Consider the following 17,398-nt stretch of genomic DNA (forward strand, 5'->3'; position numbering starts at 1 on the left):
TTACGCCTTCGCTTCGGCCGCGGCCAGGGACGGGGCCGGCTTCTCGGCGATCGGCCAGTGGACGATGGTCGCGAACATGGCGAGCGCCACGCCCAGCCACCACACCACGTCGTAGGAGCCGGTCTTCTCGTAGAGCACGCCGCCCAGCCAGACGCCGAGGAAGCCGCCGACCTGATGGCTGAAGAAGGCGAAGCCGTAGAGCATGCCCATGTAGCGCGTGCCGAACATCAGGGCGACGAGGCCGGAGGTCGGCGGCACGGTGGACAGCCACAGGATGCCCATGACCGCGGCGTAGAGCAGCACCGAGACGGGCGTGATCGGCACCAGGATGAAGATGGCGGTGGACAGGCCGCGCAGGAAGTAGTTGGCGCACAGCAGGTAGCGCTTGCTGTACTTGCCCGACAGCACGCCCGACGCGTAGGAGCCGACGATGTTGAACAGGCCGATCAGCGCCAGCGCCCAGGCGGCGAGCGACGGGCTGATGCCGGCTTCCGTCAGGTAGGGCGGCAGGTGCGTGGTGATGAAGGCGAGCTGGAAGCCGCAGACGAAGAAGCCGGAGACCAGCAGGACATAGCTGCGGTGCTGGAAGGCCTGACGGATCGCGGCGAGGAAGCCGATGTTGGCGCCGGTCACCGGCGGGGCGTTGTGATGGCCGCGGGCGCCGCCGAGGCCGGCCGCCAGCACGGGAACCATCAGCATGGTGCCGCCGAGGATCAGCAGGGCGCTCTGCCAGCCGAAGGCGGCGAGGAAGGCCTGGCCCATCGGCGCGAAGAGGAACTGGCCCATCGACCCGGCGGCGGTGGCGATGCCCACCGACCAGGAGCGCTTCTCCGGCGGCAGCATGCGGCTGAAGGCGGCGATCACCACGCCGAAGGAGGCGCCCGACAGCCCGAGCCCGATCAGCACGCCGGCCGACAGGTGCAGCATCAGGCTGCTGTCGGCATAGGGCATGAGGACGAGGCCGAGCGCGTAGAGCAGGCCGCCCCCCGCCAGGACGGGACCGGGGCCGAAGCGGTCGGTCAGCGCGCCGGCGAAGGGACCGCCGACGCCCCACAGCAGATTCTGGATCGCCATGGCCAGGGCGAAGACGTCGCGGCCCCAGCCATGCGCCTCGGACAGCGGACCGATGAACAGACCCATGCTCGATCTCGGGCCGAAGGCGAGCATCGAGATCAGGCAACCGCAGGCGACGATGACGGCGGGCGTGCGCCAGGATGCGGCGCCGCCCGGCTGCGGGCTGGTGGTTGTCACGAGGTCCTCCCTTGGTTTGCGCCGCGGATCGTCCGTGGGCGCCCGTGTCAGACCTTAGGCCCGCAACCGCCCTTCATCAAATTCATAATGGTCAATCGTATCATTCCGCCGCGGAATGCAGGGCGAGACACTCCAGCGAGCGGGCCGGCGGCTCGGCCGGCAGCGACAGCTCGTGCCGCAGGCTGTCCTCCAGTGCGTCGAGCGCGATACCGGCGCGCCCGACATTGCGCCCGCGCACCAGCCAGACGGCGATGGTCAGGGAGAAGTCCGGCACCGCGACCGGCCGGATGCGCGCCGCGTCGGCCGTGCGGGCGATCAGCCGGAGCGGCGCCAGCCCGTATCCGACGCCGCGGGCGACCAGCGACACCAGCAGCGTCTGGTCGAACGCCTCGACGGTCACGTTGGGCGTCAGGCCGCTGCGGCCGAGCGCGTGGGCCATGGCGCTGCGGTAGCGGCATCCCTCCGGCTGCACCACCCAGCCGGTTGCGTTCATCGCGGCCAGCGTCGGCGGCAGGTCTCGCGCCCCGGCGGCGGCGATCACCCGCACCTCCTCCCGGCTGAGGCAGACGCTGTCCAGCTCGGACGGCGGCGTGTCGTCGTCATGGGTCAGCACCACAGCCCCGTCGAGCGAGCCGTTGCGCACCTGGTCGAGCAGCGGCGTGCTCCAGTCGGAATGCAGCCGCAGGGTCAGGCCGGGGAAGCGGGCGCGCAGATCGTCGAGCGGGGCATGGGCGGTGGTCTGCAGCAGGACATGCGCCACCCCCAGCCGCAGCAGCCCGCGCGGCTCCGCCGAACCGGCGAAGGCGCCGGTCAGGTCGGCGGTGGCCGCCAGGATGCGCCGGGCATGGGCCAGGGCCAGCTCGCCGTCGCGGGTCAGCACCAGCGGTTTCGACTGGCGGTCGAACAGGACCACCCCCAGCTCCGCCTCCAGCCGCTGGATCAGGCGCGACACCGCCGATTGGGTCAGCCCCAGCCGGTTGCCGGCCTCCTGCACCGATTGCGCCTCGGCGACGGTGACGAAGGTGCGGATCTCGTTCAGCTTCATATCGGGCATCCTGCCGACGGAGGAAGATGCGGGCGGCAACCGGTCTGGCCTCCCACTGTCGAGGTGGGATAGCGTCGGGTCAAGCGCAACCCGGAACCAGGAAAGGGCCGATCCCATGAGCGATCCGAACGCCGCCCCCGCCGAGCGCCCGGAGGGCGACCGCGGACGGCGCGAGTACCCCGACCGCCCCTGGGTCGGGGTGGGGGTGGTGGTGTGGCGGGACGACCGGGTGCTGCTGATCCGGCGGGGCCGGGCGCCCCGGCTCGGCCAGTGGGCGCTGCCGGGCGGCGCCCAGGCGGTGGGCGAGACGGTGTTCGAGACGGCGGTGCGCGAGGTTCGCGAGGAGACCGGCCTGACCGTCGTGCCGACCGGGGTGGTCACGGTGGTCGACGGCATCACCCGCGACGAGGCCGGCCGCGTCCGCTTCCACTACACGCTGGTGGAGGTCGCGGCCGACTGGGTGGCGGGCGATCCGGCCTGCGCCGACGATGCGCTGGAGGCCCGCTGGGCGACGCCCGACGAGGCCGCCGCGCTGACGGAGTGGGACGAGACCCGGCGGGTCATTGCCCTGTCGGCCGATCAACGCTCCGCGGCGGGACGATCCGGCTCTCCGGCGGCTGGCGCTGGAGCTGGGCGATGAAGTCCGGCACCTCCGCCGCAGCCATCGGCCGGCCGAGCAGGTAACCCTGGATGCGGTCGCAGCGGAAGGCGCGGAGATAGTGGAGCTGCTCCGTCGTCTCCACCCCCTCGGCGATCACCGTCATGCCCAGCGCATGGGCCAGCTCCACCACCGCATGGACGATCGCCGCCGCGTCGCGGTCGGTCACCATGGCCTGGACGAAGCTCTTGTCGATCTTCAGCGATTCCACCGGCACCCGGCGCAGCAGGGCCAGCGAGGAATAGCCGGTGCCGAAATCGTCCAGCACCAGCCGCACCCCGGCGCCGCGCAGCTCCGTCAGCATCTCCCGCGCGGTGACGCTGTGGGTGAACAGCGCGGTCTCCGTCAGCTCCAGCTTCAGGTTCGCGGCGGGAAGGCCGGTGTCGATGAGGATGCCCAGCACCGTGCGGGCGAAGCCGGGGTCGTCGAACTGCCGGCCGGAGACGTTGACCGCGATGGGGAGGTCGGGCAGCCCGGCCTTCAGCCAGCCGGCCGCCGTCTCGCAGGCGCGCTGCAGCAGCCAGGAGCCCAGCAGATGGATGGCGTCGCTGCTCTCGGCCATCGGGATGAAGACGTCCGGCGGGATCACCGTGCCGTCCGGCAGCCGCCAGCGGGCGAGGGATTCGAAGCCGGTGAGCTGCCCGCCGTGGGTGTCCGCCTGCGGCTGGTAGGCCAGCGAGATCTCGTCATGCACGATGGCGTCGCGGACCCGGTCGAGGAAGCTGTCCTGTCCCTCGGACGGCGCCCCATCGTCGTTGGCAATCCGGTTCGCCGCCATCCTGTCCCCCAACAACCGTCGGCCCCGGGAGCCGCCGGACCGGCATCCGCCATCTTGGCATCCGCCGCCTTGCCATCCCTTGGCCACAAGCCCCGGCTCGGGCATAAACAGCGCCGGTAAGTTTTTGTTAACCTTGTTATAAGGGGTAGTTAACCGGTTCCCGGCCCTGCGCGGAAGAGTTAACGACGGGGCAACGTGTGACAATTAGCGGACAAAAACAATGGGCCGGCCTCTGTGACAAGAGACCGGCCCCGCCATGAATAAAGATCAGCCCGTCGAACAGTCGTTCGCCGTATCTCAGACGTTGAAGCGGAAGTGGAAGATGTCGCCGTCCTGGACGACATACTCCTTGCCTTCCTGGCGCATCTTTCCGGCGTCCTTGGCGCCTTGTTCGCCGCCGAGCGTGACATAGCTTTCGAAGTCGATCGTCTCGGCCCGGATGAAGCCGCGCTCGAAGTCGGTGTGGATGACGCCGGCGGCCTCCGGAGCCTTGGCGCCGCGGCGCACGGTCCAGGCGCGCGCCTCCTTCGGACCGACGGTGAAGAAGGTGATGAGGTCGAGAAGCTGGAAGCCGGCCCTGATCAGCTTGTTGAGGCCGGTCTCCTCCAGCCCCATCGATTCCAGGAACTCGGCCTTCTCGGCCGGGTCGGCGAGCTGGGCGACCTCGGACTCGATGGCGGCGGAGATGACGACCATCCCGGCATTCTCGGCCCTGGCCTTCTCGGCGACCTTGGCGGAGAAGCCGTTGCCGGTGGCGGCCGAGGCCTCCTCGACGTTGCAGACGTAGAGCACGGGCTTGGAGGTCAGCAGCATGAACTGCTTGAAGACCGGCTTCTCCTCCTCGCTCACCTCGACGACGCGGGCGGGCTTGCCGTCCTGCAGGACCTTGAGCGCGCGCTCCATCAGGTCGGCCTTGACCTTGCTGTCCTTGTCGCCGCCCTTGGCCTTCTTCTGGAGGCTGGTGAGCTGGCGCTCCAGGCTTTCCATGTCGGCGAGCATCAGCTCGGTCTCGACCACCTCGGCGTCGCGCAGGGGATCGACGTTGCCCTCGACATGGGTGATGTCGTCATCCTCGAAGCAGCGCAGCACATGGACGATGGCGTCCACCTCGCGGATGTTGGCGAGGAACTGGTTGCCCAGCCCTTCGCCCTTGGAGGCGCCGCGGATCAGCCCGGCGATGTCGACGAATTCGAGCTGGGTTGGGATGATCTTCTGCGACTTGGCGATCTCCGCCAGCTTGTCCAGCCGCGGGTCGGGCACGCCGACGCGGCCGACGTTCGGCTCCTTGGTGCAGAAGGGAAAATTCGCCGCCTCCGCCGCCTGGGTGGCGGTCAGCGCGTTGAACAGGGTCGACTTGCCGACGTTGGGCAGGCCGACGATGCCGCAATTGAAGCCCATGAGGGTGCTCGCCGTCGGAAATGCTGGAAATTGGAGCGCTTTATCCTACGTGGGCGCGCAAAGAGCAAACGGGAAGTGGGGGAGACGGGCGTCACTTCCCCTGCGTCGCCACCGTCACCTTGTTCATGAACAGCTCGGGCTGTCCGTCGACCATCAGGGGCAGGTTGTCGGCGACGGCGTCGATCAGCGGGTCGATCCAGCTCTGGTCGGCCTTGGCGAAGTCGTGCAGCACGTAGCCGCTGACCAGATCCTTGTTGCCGGGATGGCCGATGCCCAGGCGGATGCGCCAGTAGTCCTTGCCGATGTGGCTGTCGATGGAGCGCAGGCCGTTGTGACCGCCATGGCCGCCGCCCTTCTTCACCCGGATCCTGCCGGGCGGCAGGTCGAGCTCGTCATGGATGACGACGACGTTCTCCGGCTTCAGCTTGAAGAACTGCAGGGCGGCGACGACCGACTGGCCGGAGACGTTCATGAAGGTCAGCGGCTCCAGCGCCAGCACCTTCTCGCCGGCGACGGTGCCTTCGCAGGTCTGGCCCTGGAAGCGCTTCTTCCACGGGCCGAAATTATGGCGGCGGGCGATGGCCTCCACCGCCATGAAGCCGATGTTGTGCCGGTTGCGCGCATATTCGGCGCCGGGATTGCCCAATCCGACCAGCAGCAGCATGGGATGCGATCTCCACAGAAGTCCGGGCCGGATCAGGGGAGGCCCGAAAACGAAGCAGGGGGCCGAAGCCCCCCGCTGTAAACACCCGGTCCGGAGGCTCGGAGGGGATCAGCCCTCGGCCGCCGGGGCGGCGGCTTCCTCGGACTTCAGGCCCGACGGAGCGACGATCGTGGCGATCGTGAAGTCGCGGTCGGTGATGACCGACACCGCACCCTCCGGCAGCTTCACCGCCGAGATGTGGATGGAGTCGCCGACATCGAAGCCCTCGCAGGAGATGGTCACCTGCTCCGGGATGCTGTCGGCCGGGACTTCCAGGTCCAGCGAGTGGCGGACGATGTTCAGCACGCCGCCGCGCTTCAGGCCCGGGGACTTGTCCTGCTCGGCGAACTCGACCGGGACATGCACCACGACGCGGGTGTCGCTGGTCACGCGCAGGAAGTCGACATGCAGCGGCAGGTCGGTGACCGGGTGGAACTGCACGTCGCGCGGCAGCACGCGGTGGGCGGTCCCGTCGACGGTCACGTCGTACAGGTGGGTGAAGAAGCCCGGCTGGCTGAGGACGCGGTTGAACTCGAACTTCTCGAGCGAGATGCTGAGAGGAGCCTGCTTGCCACCGTAGATGACGGCCGGAATGCGGCCATCGCGGCGGGTCTGGCGGGCGGTCCCCTTGCCGGCCCGTTCGCGCACCTGTGCGCCGAGCGGAACGATCTTGGTCATGATGTGCTCCTGAAAACAGAAAAGGCGCCGGCCTCCAGGGGTGCCGACGCGGTGGCGCGGTCATAGCTCCCCGGGCGCCCGGCGTCAAGTGCGGGGTAGGGCGCGTTCCCCTGCGCCGATCGCGGCTTGATCCGGTGCGGCACTCTGCGGGACGCTGGCCGGCGACCAACCGGAACCTGTCGGAACCATCCTGATGCTCGGATCCCTGACCATCCTTCTGATTTGCCAGCTCGTCGGCGAGCTGGCCGTGCGGCTGACCGGCCTGCCGGTGCCCGGCCCGGTGCTGGGCATGGTGATCCTGTTCGCCGGCCTGCTGGCGCGCGGCCATGTCCCGCACCCGCTGCAGGACGCGGCGGCCGGGCTGCTGCGGCACCTCTCGCTTCTCTTCGTGCCGGCGGGCGTCGGGGTGATGGTGCATGCCGGCCGGCTGGAGGCCGAGGCGCTGCCCATCGTGATCGCGCTGTTCGGCAGCACGCTGTTCGGCATCGCCGTCACCGCCAAGGTGATGAGCCTGATGCTGCGCCGCCCGGCGCAGGACGACGGGGAGGGCGCGCCGTGAACACCGACCTCCACGTCCTCTGGGTCTATCTGTCGGCGAGCCCGCTCGCCGGGCTGACGCTCACCCTGGTGGCCTATCAGGCCGGGCTGTGGGTGTTCGAGCGGCTGGGGCGCCGCCCGGTCTTCAACCCGGTGCTGATCGCCGTGCTGCTGCTGGCGGTCACGCTGTCGCTGACCGGGGTGGAGTACAAGACCTATTTCGACGGCGCCCAGTTCGTGCATTTCCTGCTGGGTCCGGCGACGGTCGCGCTGGCGGTGCCGCTCTACAACCAGTTCAGCGAGGTGCGGCAGTCGGCGCCGGCCCTGGTGGTGGCGCTGCTGGTCGGCTCGGCCGCCTCGGCCCTCAGCGCGGTGGCGCTGGCCTGGGCCTTCGGCGCCTCCAAGGCGACGCTGCTGTCGCTGGCGCCGAAGTCGGTGACCTCGCCCATCGCCATGGGCGTGTCGGAGCAGATCGGCGGCCTGCCGTCGCTGACCGCCGTGCTGGTCATCCTGACCGGCATCATCGCCGCGACCTTCGGCACCTGGGTGCTGAACCTCGTCCGGGTGAAGGACTGGCGGGCGCGCGGCTTCGGCATGGGGGTGGCGGCGCACGGCATCGGCACGGCCCGCGCGCTGCAGGTCAACGAGGTGGCCGGCGCCTTCGCCGGGCTGGGCATGGGGCTGAACGGGCTGGCGACCGCGATGCTGCTGCCGGCGCTGTACCACCTCTTCTTCTGATTCTTCCGAGGCCGGCCATCTTCCGGAGGAGAGTCCCGGCGGATGTTGCGCTGCGGCGGCCGGACGGGCAATGCGGGCTTGACAGGACCATCCTGCCTGCGCACAGTGCGCGTCATGACCAGCATCGACCGCCAGAACGCCCTTCTTCGACTTATCGACCCGGCGCTGTAAGCGTCCGGGCAGTTGCGCGTTCGTCTTCTTTTTTATCGGTCGAAGTGTCTTTTCCCATGAGCGATCACAGGTTCATCGGCGGATCCGCCGTCTCCCGGGCGACGAGGCCGGGGCTGCGACTTACGGGCGGTCGCTGAGCCCGACCGGCGGCTCAGCGGCTGTAGCGAAAGCCGGCCCGCCCGCATTGCAGACCGCGAGTACGACGCCCCGGCCGAAGACCCTCCGAGAGAGGCCGGACCCGGGGCCAGCAGGAGAGACCAAGGCGCCATGACCCACGTCGCTTCCCCCGCCGCCAGCCGGACCGACCGCAGCGAAGCCGGCCGCAACGGCCACATCAAGTACACGCCCTTCCCGCCGGTAAAGCTGACCGACCGCCAGTGGCCGAACCGTGCGCTGGACAAGGCGCCGATGTGGTGCTCGGTCGACCTGCGCGACGGCAACCAGGCGCTGATCGAGCCGATGGGGCCGGACCGCAAGCGCGCCATGTTCGACATGCTGCTGCGCATGGGCTTCAAGGAGATCGAGGTCGGCTTCCCGGCCGCCTCGCAGACCGATTTCGACTTCTGCCGCGAGATCATCGACGGCAGCAAGATCCCCGACGGCGTCACCATCCAGGTACTGACCCAGTCGCGCGAGGAGCTGATCCGCCGCACCTTCGAGGGCATCAAGGGCGCCAAGCGCGCCATCGTCCACCTGTACAACTCGACCTCCGAGCTGCAGCGCCGCGTGGTGTTCGGGCTGGACCGCCAGGGCATCATCGACATCGCCGTCGCCGGCACCAGGCTGGTCAAGCAGCTGGCCGCCGAGCATCCGGAGACGGAGATCGTGCTGCAGTATTCGCCGGAGAGCTTCACCGGCACCGAGCTGGACTTCGCGCTGGAGATCTGCGAGGCGGTGATGGAGGTCTGGCAGCCGACCCCGCAGAACCGCGTCATCCTGAACCTGCCGGCGACGGTGGAGATGTCGACGCCGAACGTCCACGCCGACCAGATCGAGTGGTTCTGCCGCAACCTGAAGAACCGCGACTGCGCCATCATCTCCCTGCATCCGCACAACGACCGCGGCACCGCTGTGGCGGCGGCCGAGCTGGGCATGCTGGCCGGCGCCGACCGGGTGGAGGGCACGCTGTTCGGCAACGGCGAGCGCACCGGCAACGTCGACGTGGTGACGCTGGCGCTGAACCTGTTCACCCAGGGCGTCGACCCCGGCCTGCAGATCGACGACATCAACGAGCTGGTGCGCGTGTCGGAATACTGCACGCAGCTGCCGGTCCATCCGCGCCACCCCTATGCCGGCGAGCTGGTGTTCACCGCCTTCTCGGGCTCGCACCAGGACGCCATCAACAAGGGGCTGAAGGCGCTGGCCAAGTCCAACACCGGCAAGTGGGAGGTGCCGTACCTGCCCATCGACCCGCAGGATCTGGGCCGCAGCTACGAGGCGGTGATCCGCATCAACAGCCAGTCCGGCAAGGGCGGCATCGCCTATGTGCTGGAGAAGGACTACGGCCTGCAGATCCCGCGCCGCCTGCAGATCGAGTTCTCCAAGATCGTGCAGCGCATCGCCGACGAGACGGGGAAGGAGCTGGCCCCGGCCGACATCCACGCCGCCTTCGTCGCCGAGTATCTGGAGAACGACAAGCCCTTCGCCCTGGTCGAGCACGGCACCGAGCCGCGCGGCCCGAACAGCGGCCCGCGCGCCCTGACCGCCGTGGTGGAGCGCGACGGCAAGCCGCTGACCATCAAGGGCAAGGGCAACGGCCCGATCGACGCCTTCCTGGACGCGCTGCGCCAGGGCATGGGGCTGAACCTGCACGTCGTCGACTACCGCGAGCATGCGGTCGGCAGCGGCGAGGACGCCCAGGCCTGCGCCTATGTCGAGGTGAAGACCGGCGAGGGCAGCACCCTGTTCGGCGTCGGGCTGGACGCCGACATCGTGACCGCCTCGCTGCGCGCGCTGATCAGCGCGGCCAACCGCGCGGCGAAGTAAGGGCGGGGGCTGACGGCCGCGCCCTTTCCCGTGCCCCGGCGGGGCGGGAGAGGGCCGGCTTGCCCCGTCGGGCCGCGGCGCCTATAAGGGCGCCAGCGTCAGGCAACAGCGGACATCCGGCATGATCGTGGTCACCGGCGGGGGCGGCTTCATCGGCTCCAACCTTGTGGCGGCGCTGGCTCAGCGCGGGCTGACCGAGGTGGCGGTGATCGACCGCTTCGAGGACGGCGAGAAATGGCAGAACCTCGCCAAGCGCGAGGTGGCGACGCTGGTGGCGCCCGAGGCGACGCTGGCCTTCCTCGACCAGAACGCGGCGGAGATCGACACCGTCTTCCATCTCGGCGCCATCTCGGCGACGACCGAGCGGGACGTCGACAAGATCGTCGCCAACAACGTCGCGCTGACGCTCGACCTCTGGCGCTGGTGCTCCTGGCGCGGCTGCCGGCTGATCTACGCCTCGTCGGCGGCGACCTACGGCGACGGCTCGGCCGGGTTCGACGACGACGGCTCCTGCGAGGGGCTGGCGCGGCTGCGGCCGCTCAACGCCTATGGCTGGTCCAAGCATCTGGTGGACCGCCGGATCGCCCGCGTGGTCGCCAACGGCGACATCGCGCCGCCGCAGTGGGCCGGACTGAAGTTCTTCAACGTCTACGGCCCGAACGAGCAGCACAAGGGCGACATGATGAGCGTCGTCGCCAAGCTGTATCCGCAGCTTCGTGCCGGCAACCCCGCCCGCCTGTTCAAGTCGCATCTCGACGGCTACGAGGATGGCGGGCAACTCCGCGACTTCATCCATGTCGACGACTGCGTCGCCGTGATGCTGTGGCTCTACGACCATCCGGAGGTCAGCGGCCTGTTCAACGTCGGCACCGGCAAGGCCCGCAGCTTCAGGGATCTGGCGCTGGCGACCTTCGCCGCCATGGGGCTGGAGCCGCGCGTCGAGTATTTCGACATGCCTGAGAACCTGCGCGGCAAGTACCAGTACTACACCCAGGCGAAGACGGAGCGGCTGCGCACCGCCGGCTTCGACCAGCCCTTCACGGAGCTGGAGGAGGGGGTGCGCCGCTACGTGCAGGACTTCCTGTCGCAGCCCGACCCCTACCGCTGACCCGCCGTTCCAGCGCGTCGCGCAGCAGCGCGGCGAGGCGGAAGGGCGCATGCAGCAGCTTTCCGCAGGGCACCGTCAGGAACAGCGCGAGCACGATGCCGAGATGGGCGAGCAGGAGCACGCCCATCGCCGGGCCGTCGCGCAGCGCCAGCAGGACAAGCCCGCTCGCCGCCGCCAGGAAGAGCTGGACCAGCAGGGCGAGGTCCGTCCCCTGCACCTCCTGGGCGACCGGCCCAGGATCGGCCCGCCATTTCAGCGCGGCGAGCCCGGCGGTCCCGGCCATCACGCCGATCCCGCCCGCCGTTCCCAGCAGCACCGGCAGGCTGAGCAGCGGATAGGGCGCCGGCCAGCCGAACAGGTGGTCGTAGATCGTGGCGACCGACGTGGCGGCGAAGCACAGCACCATGCCGCCGGCCATGGCGTGGTGGAAGCGCCGCCGGACGGTCGAGAAGCGCTCCGTCCGGTCGTTGCAGCCGGCCCCGCCGCCGCCGAGATGGCGCAGGCTCACCGCGTCGCGCACCGCTTCCCACAGCGACGGCGCCAGGGCGGCGCGTGGCGCCGGTCCCATGGCGCGCCACAGCGAGGCGACGCTGCATCCCACGGCCAGCACCGCCCAGCCGGCGGCCAGACCGGCGACGCCGGCCATGAGCGGCCAGGGGACGAGGCGGTAGAAGGCGCCCGGCCCGGCATGGCGGGCGAACAGCAGCTCCGCCGGGATCAGCGCCAGGGCGGCCAGCAGCAGGGCGGCGACGAGGGCGGCGGTGAACCCCAGAACCACCTGCCCGTTGCGCCGGAACAGCCGCCCGAGCGGGGCCGGCCGGACATGCCGGGCATAGCTGTCCTGCCGGACGAGGCTGAGGCTGCGCGGCAGGTTGACGGCGAAGCCGTGCGGCGGTGCGTACTGGCAGGCGTGATAGCAGGCCCGGCAGTTGTGGCAGAGGTTGGCGAGGAAGGTCAGGTCGGCCTCGGCCAGGGTCCGCCGCCGCTTCAGCGCCGGGAAGACCGGGCAGTAGCCGTCGCAGAACTGGCAGGCGTTGCACAGCAGCAGGACCCGCCGCGCCTCCGCGGCGTCGGGGCTTTCCCCCGCGGCCGGGGTCGGGGCGTCAGGCGAGCGCATGGGCCGCCGCCTCCCGCCCGGCGATGCGGCCGAACACCGCCCCGATGGTCATGGCGCCGCCGGCGAGGTAGCCGCGGCCGAGGATGTTGGGCGCCATGACGACGCCGGCGGCATAGAGGCCGGGCAAGGGGACACCCGCGGTCGTCAGGATGCGGGTCCGGCGGTCCACCCGCACCCCCTGGTTGGTCGAGGTGATGCCCGGCCGCATCGGGATGGCTCCGAAGGGCGGAGTCGCGAGGGGCTGGGCGAGACGGCTCTTGTCGGGGGCCAGCCCGACCGTGCGGCTGTCCAGCGGGGTGGCGCCCGGGCGGATCGCCGCGTTGAAGGTGCGCACCGTCTCCTCCAGCGTTGCCGGGTCGAGGTCGAGTTGCCTGGCGAGGGCCGCGACGCTGCCGGCGCGGATCGGCGGATAGAGCGGCGGGGCGAAGCGCTGCTCGATCCGGGAATCGAACAGGAGATAGGCCGGCTGCCGGTGCAGCAGGCGCTCCCCCAGGCGGCGAAGCGGGCCGGCCCGGTCTCCGCCCCCTCGTCGGCGAAGCGGTGGCCGCTCCCGTCCACCACGATGCCCTGCGCCATGCCGTCGAGCCGCGTGACGATCCCGCCATCCATGTCCGGCGAACGCGCGTCCACCGCGACCATGTGGCTCCAACCGGGATCGCCGACCGGCGCCGCGCCGAGGTCGAGAAGGGCGCGCAGCGGCCGTCCCGTGGCATGGGGCGTGCCGCGCACCACCAGCGCGTCGGCGGCCTCGCCCCACTGCCGCCGCAGCCAGTCCCGGTCGGCCTGATAACCGCCGGAGGCGACGACGACGGCGCGGGCGGCCAGCCGCCGTTCGGTTCCGCCCTCGCGGACGGTCGCCAGCGGCCGGCCGGCGGCGATCTCCAGCCCCGTCACCTCGCTGCCGTAGCGGATGACGACGCCCGCTTTGGCCGCGGTGGCGTAGAGGGCATTGACCAGCGCCTTGCCGCCGCCGTGGAAGAAGGCGGTCTTGCGGGAATAGGGCAGCAGCCCGTCGTCCGGCGACTGGAAGAGCACGCCATGGGCGGCGAGCCAGTCGACGATGTCGCCGGACTCCCGCACCAGCAGGGCGGCCAGCGCCGCGTCCGTCCGGCCGTGCGTCGCGCGCAGCAGGTCTGTGCGCCAGTCCTCGGCGTCGTAGCGGCCGGGGGTGAAGGGCGTCGGCGCCTCGTGCCGGATCCGCATGTTGCGGGAATGGCGGGCGTTGCCGCCGCGAAGCGCGGGAGGGGCCGCCTCCAGCAGCACGACCACGGCCCCCGCCCGCCGGGCGGAGAGGGCGGCGCACAGGGCGGCGACGCCACCCCCCATCACCACGACGTCGGCCAGGACGTCGGCCAGGACGTCGGCGGGCGTCGCATCGGAGGCCGGGAGAGCGGAGGACGGGAGGACAGCCATGGTCGCCGGGGCGGCCGGAACCGCGGGGCGGCGCCGGGGGAGGGATCGTTCAGTGCTTTGTGTACCATTGTGCCGCCGCGGGCCAGTGTCACGGGATGCCGGTGCGACACCACATCACGCCCGGCAGCCCTGCCGGACGCGCACCGGCGCCCGTACGGCGATGCTTTGACATCGCCTGTCCGGACCAATAGATATCCGGTTCAATAAGATGGAGCGCCCGACTCCGGACGATCGACCGGACGGCTCCACCGTCGGCCGCTTGCCGGCCGTCACCTGGCCGAGGGGGTTTACCGAATGCTCGCCATCCCGTTTCCCGCCATCGATCCGGTGGCGCTGGCCGTCGGGCCGGTGGTGATCCGCTGGTACGCGCTGGCCTATCTGGCGGGCTTCGTGCTGGGCTGGCGCTATTGCCTGTCGCTGGCCCGCGTCACGCCCGGCCGGCCGTCGCCGGAGGATTTCGACGATTTCCTGACCTGGGCGGTGGTCGGCACCATCCTGGGCGGGCGGATCGGCTATGTGCTGTTCTACAACCTGCCTTACTATCTGGAAAACCCGCTGGACGCGCTGCAGGTCTGGCACGGCGGCATGTCCTTCCACGGCGGCATGACCGGCGTGCTGCTGGCGATCTTCCTGTTCGCGCGCAGCCGCGGCATCTCCTTCCTGGCGCTGGGCGACCTGATCGCCGCGGCGGCCCCCATCGGTCTGTTCTTCGGCCGCATCGCCAACTTCATCAATGGCGAGCTGTACGGCCGCCCGGCCCCGGACTTCGCCTGGGCGATGGTCTTCCCGCGCGACCCGCTGCAACTGCCCCGCCATCCGAGCCAGCTCTACGAGGCGGCGCTGGAAGGGGCGGTGCTGTTCGTCATTCTGGCGGTGCTGGCGCGCATGCCGTCCGTGCGCAGCCGGCCGGGCACCATCGGCGGGCTGTTCCTGATCGGCTACGGCCTGTCGCGCATCGTGGTGGAGTTCTTCCGCGAGCCCGACCCGCAGCTCGGCTTCCTGTTCGCCGGGGCGACCATGGGGCAGTTGCTGTCGCTGCCCATGGTGCTGATCGGGCTGTGGCTGGTGCTGCGCGCCCGCCACCAGCCGCTGGCGGTCTGACGCCATGGCCGCCGAGACGCTCGCCCGCCATCTCGCCCGCCGCATCCTGATGGACGGGCCGCTGAGCGTCGCCGCCTTCATGGCGGAAGCGCTGGGCCACCCGCGCTTCGGCTACTACATGCGCCGGGACCCCTTCGGCGTGTCCGGCGACTTCACCACCGCGCCCGAGATCAGCCAGATGTTCGGCGAGCTGGTCGGGCTGTGGTGCGTCGACAGCTGGGCGCGGCTGGGCGGGCCGGCACCGTTCCATCTGGTGGAGCTGGGGCCGGGGCGCGGCACGCTGATGCAGGACGCGCTGCGCGCCGCCTCCGTCGTGCCGGCCTTCCGGCAGGCGGTGCAGGTTCATCTGGTGGAGACCAGCCCGACCCTGCGGGAGCGCCAGCGCCAGACTCTGAGCCAGACGCCGGGCGGGGCCGTGCAGTGGCACGACCGGCTGGAGGATGTGCCCGAGGGGCCGACCCTGCTGATCGCCAACGAGTTCTTCGACGCCCTGCCGGTCCGCCAGGTGCAGAAGACCGGCCATGGCTGGTTCGAGCGGCTGGTCGACCTGGATCCGGCGGGGACCGAAGAGGAGCCGCGCTTCCGCTTCGTGCTGGAGGCCTTCGGCAGTTCCGGCGCCCGGCTGGTGCCGGACCGGCTGCGCGAGGCGCCGGAGGGCAGCGTGGTGGAGGTCTCCCCGGCATCGCAGGCGGTGGCGCGGACGATCGGCGCCCGGCTGGCGGCCCATCCCGGGGCGGCGGTCGCCATCGACTACGGCCATGCCGTCGGCCCGGCGGTCGGCGACACCCTCCAGGCGCTGCGCCGCCACGCCTATGCGCCGGTCCTGGAGTCGCCGGGAGAGGCCGACCTGACCGCCCATGTCGACTTCGCCACCATCGCCGCGGCGGCGCGCGAGGGCGGGGCCGAGGCCTTCGGGCCGGTGGAACAGGGGGAGTGGCTGGTGCGGCTGGGCATCCGGCAGAGGGCGCAGATCCTGGAGAAATCGGCGAGTCCGGCGCAGGCGGCGGACATCCGCGGCGCGCTGGCCCGCTTGATCGAACCCGCCCAAATGGGCACCCTGTTCAAGGTCCTCGCCCTGACCAGCCCGGGGCTGGGACCGCCCGCCGGGTTCGAGACCCCGTAAGAGCTGGACCAAGAGACCATACAAGGAAGGGACCGGGGCAGTGATCACGCTCGGTGCGCTGAACGACATCACCCATATCCGCCATGCCTTCTTCACCCGCACCGGGGGTGTGTCCACCGGCCTCTACGGCTCGCTGAACTGCGGGCTCGGCTCCAAGGACGCGCCGGCCGCGGTGCGCGAGAACCGCGCCCGCGCCGCCGCCCGGATGGAAGTGGCGCCGGAGAATCTCGTCACCTGCTATCAGGTCCACAGCCCGACCTGCGTGGTGGTCGAGACCCCCTGGGCGCCGGAGGAGGCGCCGCAGGCCGACGCCATGGCGACCGCGGTGCCCGGCATCGCGCTCGGCATCCTGACGGCGGACTGCGCGCCGGTGCTGTTCGCCGACAACAAGGCGCGGGTGATCGGGGCGGCGCATGCCGGCTGGAAGGGCGCCAAGGGCGGCGTGCTGGAGGCCACCGTCGCCCGCATGGTGGAGCTGGGCGCCAAGCCCGGCCGCATCGTCGCCTGCATCGGTCCCTGCATCGCCCAGCGCTCCTACGAGGTGGGTCCGGAGTTCCCGACACCTTTCCTCGACGAGGATTCGCGCAACCGCGACTATTTCGCCCCGGCCCGGCGCGATGGCCATTTCCTGTTCGACCTCGCGGCCTATGTCACCCGCCGCCTGGGCGATGCCGGGGTGGAGGTGATCCAGCGCTGCCCCAACGACACGGTGGCGGAGGAGGACCGCTTCTTCAGCTACCGCCGCTCCTGCCTGCGCGGCGAGCCGGATTACGGCCGGGGCCTGTCGGCCATCGTCCTGCAGGGCTGACCGGCGGGAACGCCGCCGCGGAACGTCCGGGACGGGACTGTTCGGTCTCCGAATCGATTGAAGACGAAGGTTATCTGGGCGATGATGACCACCGGTACTTCCATCGGATGATCTCTTCCGGAGCGGTGGCGCCGGGGGAGGGGAGACGGCCGCGATGCTCGAATGGCGCGACGCGATGGCGCTGGACAATGGCGGCCTCGACCGGGACCACCAGGAGGAGATCGCGCTGATCCGCCGCTTCCTCGTCCTTCCGGCCGGGGAGGAGGGCCGTCCCCTGGCCTCCGCCGTCCTGGAGGAGCTGCGCGACCACAGCCGCCGCCACTTCCTGCGCGAGGAGAAGGTGCAGGCGGCCATCGGCTATCCGCATCTGGCCGAACACCGTGCCCAGCACCGCCGGCTGTGCGTGCTGCTCGACGAGATCATGGAGCAGGTGCAGGCCGGGGAGTCCGCCTTCTCCTTCGGCTATGTGAAGCAGAAGGCCGACCAGCTCCTGCCCTTCTGGTTCCTCGACCATTTCGCCAAGGCCGACCTGCGGATGAAGCTCCACATCGCCAAGGCGCAGCTTTCCCCGCGCAACGGCCAGGGGCAGGGCCGGGACGCGGTGCGATGACGCACGGCCGCGGCCATGCTCGTGCCGCAGGGCCGATTTCCCTTCGACGGGTGGGGGACCGTCATCGAACGTTTACATGGGCACGGCCCTTTGTTATGGTCCGCCGCGTTTTCAAGGGGTGCCATCCGGGCCTTGGCCGGGGCGGCTCCTTGAGCCGTTTCCCTGCAGAGAGAGC

General features: G+C 70.5%; 17 protein-coding genes and 1 pseudogene. 9 read left to right on the forward strand and 9 right to left on the reverse strand.

Translation table 11 applies throughout. The features are described from left to right. Both DEW08_RS10945 and DEW08_RS10950 read right to left on the reverse strand, forming a co-directional pair. Positions 1–1,251, reverse strand: a complete 1,251-nt coding sequence (locus DEW08_RS10945; protein ID WP_109327072.1) for an MFS transporter — start codon at positions 1,249–1,251, stop codon at positions 1–3. Between the two features lie 100 nt (positions 1,252–1,351). Further along, on the reverse strand, positions 1,352–2,296 hold the full coding sequence (locus tag DEW08_RS10950) for a LysR family transcriptional regulator (RefSeq protein ID WP_109327073.1): 945 nt from the start codon (positions 2,294–2,296) through the stop codon (positions 1,352–1,354). A 115-nt stretch (positions 2,297–2,411) separates the two neighbouring features. Here DEW08_RS10950 and DEW08_RS10955 point away from each other — a divergent pair, with 115 nt between their 5' ends. Further along, positions 2,412–2,936 (forward strand): NUDIX hydrolase, encoded by a 525-nt coding sequence (locus DEW08_RS10955; protein ID WP_109327074.1) that lies wholly within the window; start codon positions 2,412–2,414, stop codon positions 2,934–2,936. Here DEW08_RS10955 and DEW08_RS10960 read toward each other — a convergent pair. From DEW08_RS10960 to DEW08_RS10975, 4 genes are all read right to left on the reverse strand, one after another. After that, positions 2,857–3,732 (reverse strand): putative bifunctional diguanylate cyclase/phosphodiesterase, encoded by an 876-nt coding sequence (locus DEW08_RS10960; protein ID WP_109327076.1) that lies wholly within the window; start codon positions 3,730–3,732, stop codon positions 2,857–2,859. The genes DEW08_RS10955 and DEW08_RS10960 overlap by 80 nt on opposite strands. Positions 3,733–4,029: 297 nt before the next feature. Then, positions 4,030–5,130, reverse strand: coding sequence for a redox-regulated ATPase YchF (gene ychF / locus DEW08_RS10965; RefSeq protein WP_109327077.1), 1,101 nt, complete (start codon positions 5,128–5,130; stop codon positions 4,030–4,032). Between the two features lie 91 nt (positions 5,131–5,221). Then, positions 5,222–5,794, reverse strand: coding sequence for an aminoacyl-tRNA hydrolase (gene pth, locus DEW08_RS10970; RefSeq protein ID WP_109327078.1), 573 nt, complete (start codon positions 5,792–5,794; stop codon positions 5,222–5,224). Positions 5,795–5,902: 108 nt separating this feature from the next. Next, positions 5,903–6,511: a 50S ribosomal protein L25/general stress protein Ctc gene (locus tag DEW08_RS10975; protein ID WP_109327080.1), complete on the reverse strand. Its 609-nt coding sequence runs from the start codon at positions 6,509–6,511 to the stop codon at positions 5,903–5,905. 193 nt (positions 6,512–6,704) lie between these two features. On the opposite strand from DEW08_RS10975, the gene DEW08_RS10980 reads away from it, so the two are divergent. The 4 genes from DEW08_RS10980 to rfaD all read left to right on the forward strand — a co-directional run bounded on the left by DEW08_RS10980 (position 6,705) and on the right by rfaD (position 11,051). Next, positions 6,705–7,070, forward strand: a complete 366-nt coding sequence (locus tag DEW08_RS10980) for a CidA/LrgA family protein (RefSeq protein WP_109327086.1) — start codon at positions 6,705–6,707, stop codon at positions 7,068–7,070. Continuing rightward, positions 7,067–7,786 (forward strand): LrgB family protein, encoded by a 720-nt coding sequence (locus DEW08_RS10985; RefSeq protein WP_109327087.1) that lies wholly within the window; start codon positions 7,067–7,069, stop codon positions 7,784–7,786. The genes DEW08_RS10980 and DEW08_RS10985 overlap by 4 nt, the downstream gene beginning before the upstream one ends. 438 nt (positions 7,787–8,224) lie before the next feature. Further along, positions 8,225–9,943 carry a 2-isopropylmalate synthase gene (gene leuA, locus DEW08_RS10990; protein ID WP_109327088.1) on the forward strand — a complete coding sequence of 573 codons (1,719 nt, stop codon included), beginning with the start codon at positions 8,225–8,227 and terminating at the stop codon, positions 9,941–9,943. Positions 9,944–10,064: 121 nt separating this feature from the next. Next, positions 10,065–11,051, forward strand: coding sequence for an ADP-glyceromanno-heptose 6-epimerase (rfaD, locus tag DEW08_RS10995; protein ID WP_109327089.1), 987 nt, complete (start codon positions 10,065–10,067; stop codon positions 11,049–11,051). Here rfaD and tcuB read toward each other — a convergent pair. From tcuB to DEW08_RS33165, 3 genes and pseudogenes are all read right to left on the reverse strand, one after another. After that, complete coding sequence (gene tcuB, locus DEW08_RS11000) at positions 10,981–12,168, reverse strand: tricarballylate utilization 4Fe-4S protein TcuB (RefSeq protein ID WP_109327090.1); 1,188 nt, start codon at positions 12,166–12,168, stop codon at positions 10,981–10,983. The genes rfaD and tcuB overlap by 71 nt on opposite strands. Next, positions 12,155–12,817: an FAD-binding protein gene (locus DEW08_RS33160; protein WP_281262057.1), complete on the reverse strand. Its 663-nt coding sequence runs from the start codon at positions 12,815–12,817 to the stop codon at positions 12,155–12,157. The genes tcuB and DEW08_RS33160 overlap by 14 nt, the downstream gene beginning before the upstream one ends. Further along, positions 12,748–13,581, reverse strand: a pseudogene (locus DEW08_RS33165) (FAD-dependent oxidoreductase); the annotation flags it as partial. The gene DEW08_RS33160 and the pseudogene DEW08_RS33165, both read right to left, overlap by 70 nt. 294 nt (positions 13,582–13,875) lie before the next feature. Between DEW08_RS33165 and lgt the strand changes: the two are divergent. The 4 genes from lgt (at position 13,876) to DEW08_RS11025 (ending at position 17,223) form a co-directional block, all read left to right on the forward strand. Further along, on the forward strand, positions 13,876–14,682 hold the full coding sequence (gene lgt, locus DEW08_RS11010) for a prolipoprotein diacylglyceryl transferase (RefSeq protein WP_109327091.1): 807 nt from the start codon (positions 13,876–13,878) through the stop codon (positions 14,680–14,682). A 4-nt stretch (positions 14,683–14,686) separates the two neighbouring features. Then, positions 14,687–15,805 (forward strand): class I SAM-dependent methyltransferase, encoded by a 1,119-nt coding sequence (locus tag DEW08_RS11015; RefSeq protein WP_109327098.1) that lies wholly within the window; start codon positions 14,687–14,689, stop codon positions 15,803–15,805. A gap of 40 nt (positions 15,806–15,845) precedes the next feature. Next, positions 15,846–16,613: a peptidoglycan editing factor PgeF gene (pgeF, locus tag DEW08_RS11020; RefSeq protein ID WP_109327103.1), complete on the forward strand. Its 768-nt coding sequence runs from the start codon at positions 15,846–15,848 to the stop codon at positions 16,611–16,613. A 154-nt stretch (positions 16,614–16,767) separates the two neighbouring features. Beyond that, entirely contained in the window at positions 16,768–17,223 is a 456-nt protein-coding gene (locus DEW08_RS11025) for a bacteriohemerythrin (RefSeq protein WP_109327104.1), read from the forward strand. The last annotated feature ends 175 nt before the right edge of the window (positions 17,224–17,398 follow it).

It is taken from the genome of Azospirillum thermophilum (genome assembly GCF_003130795.1).
GTDB lineage: Bacteria > Pseudomonadota > Alphaproteobacteria > Azospirillales > Azospirillaceae > Azospirillum > Azospirillum thermophilum.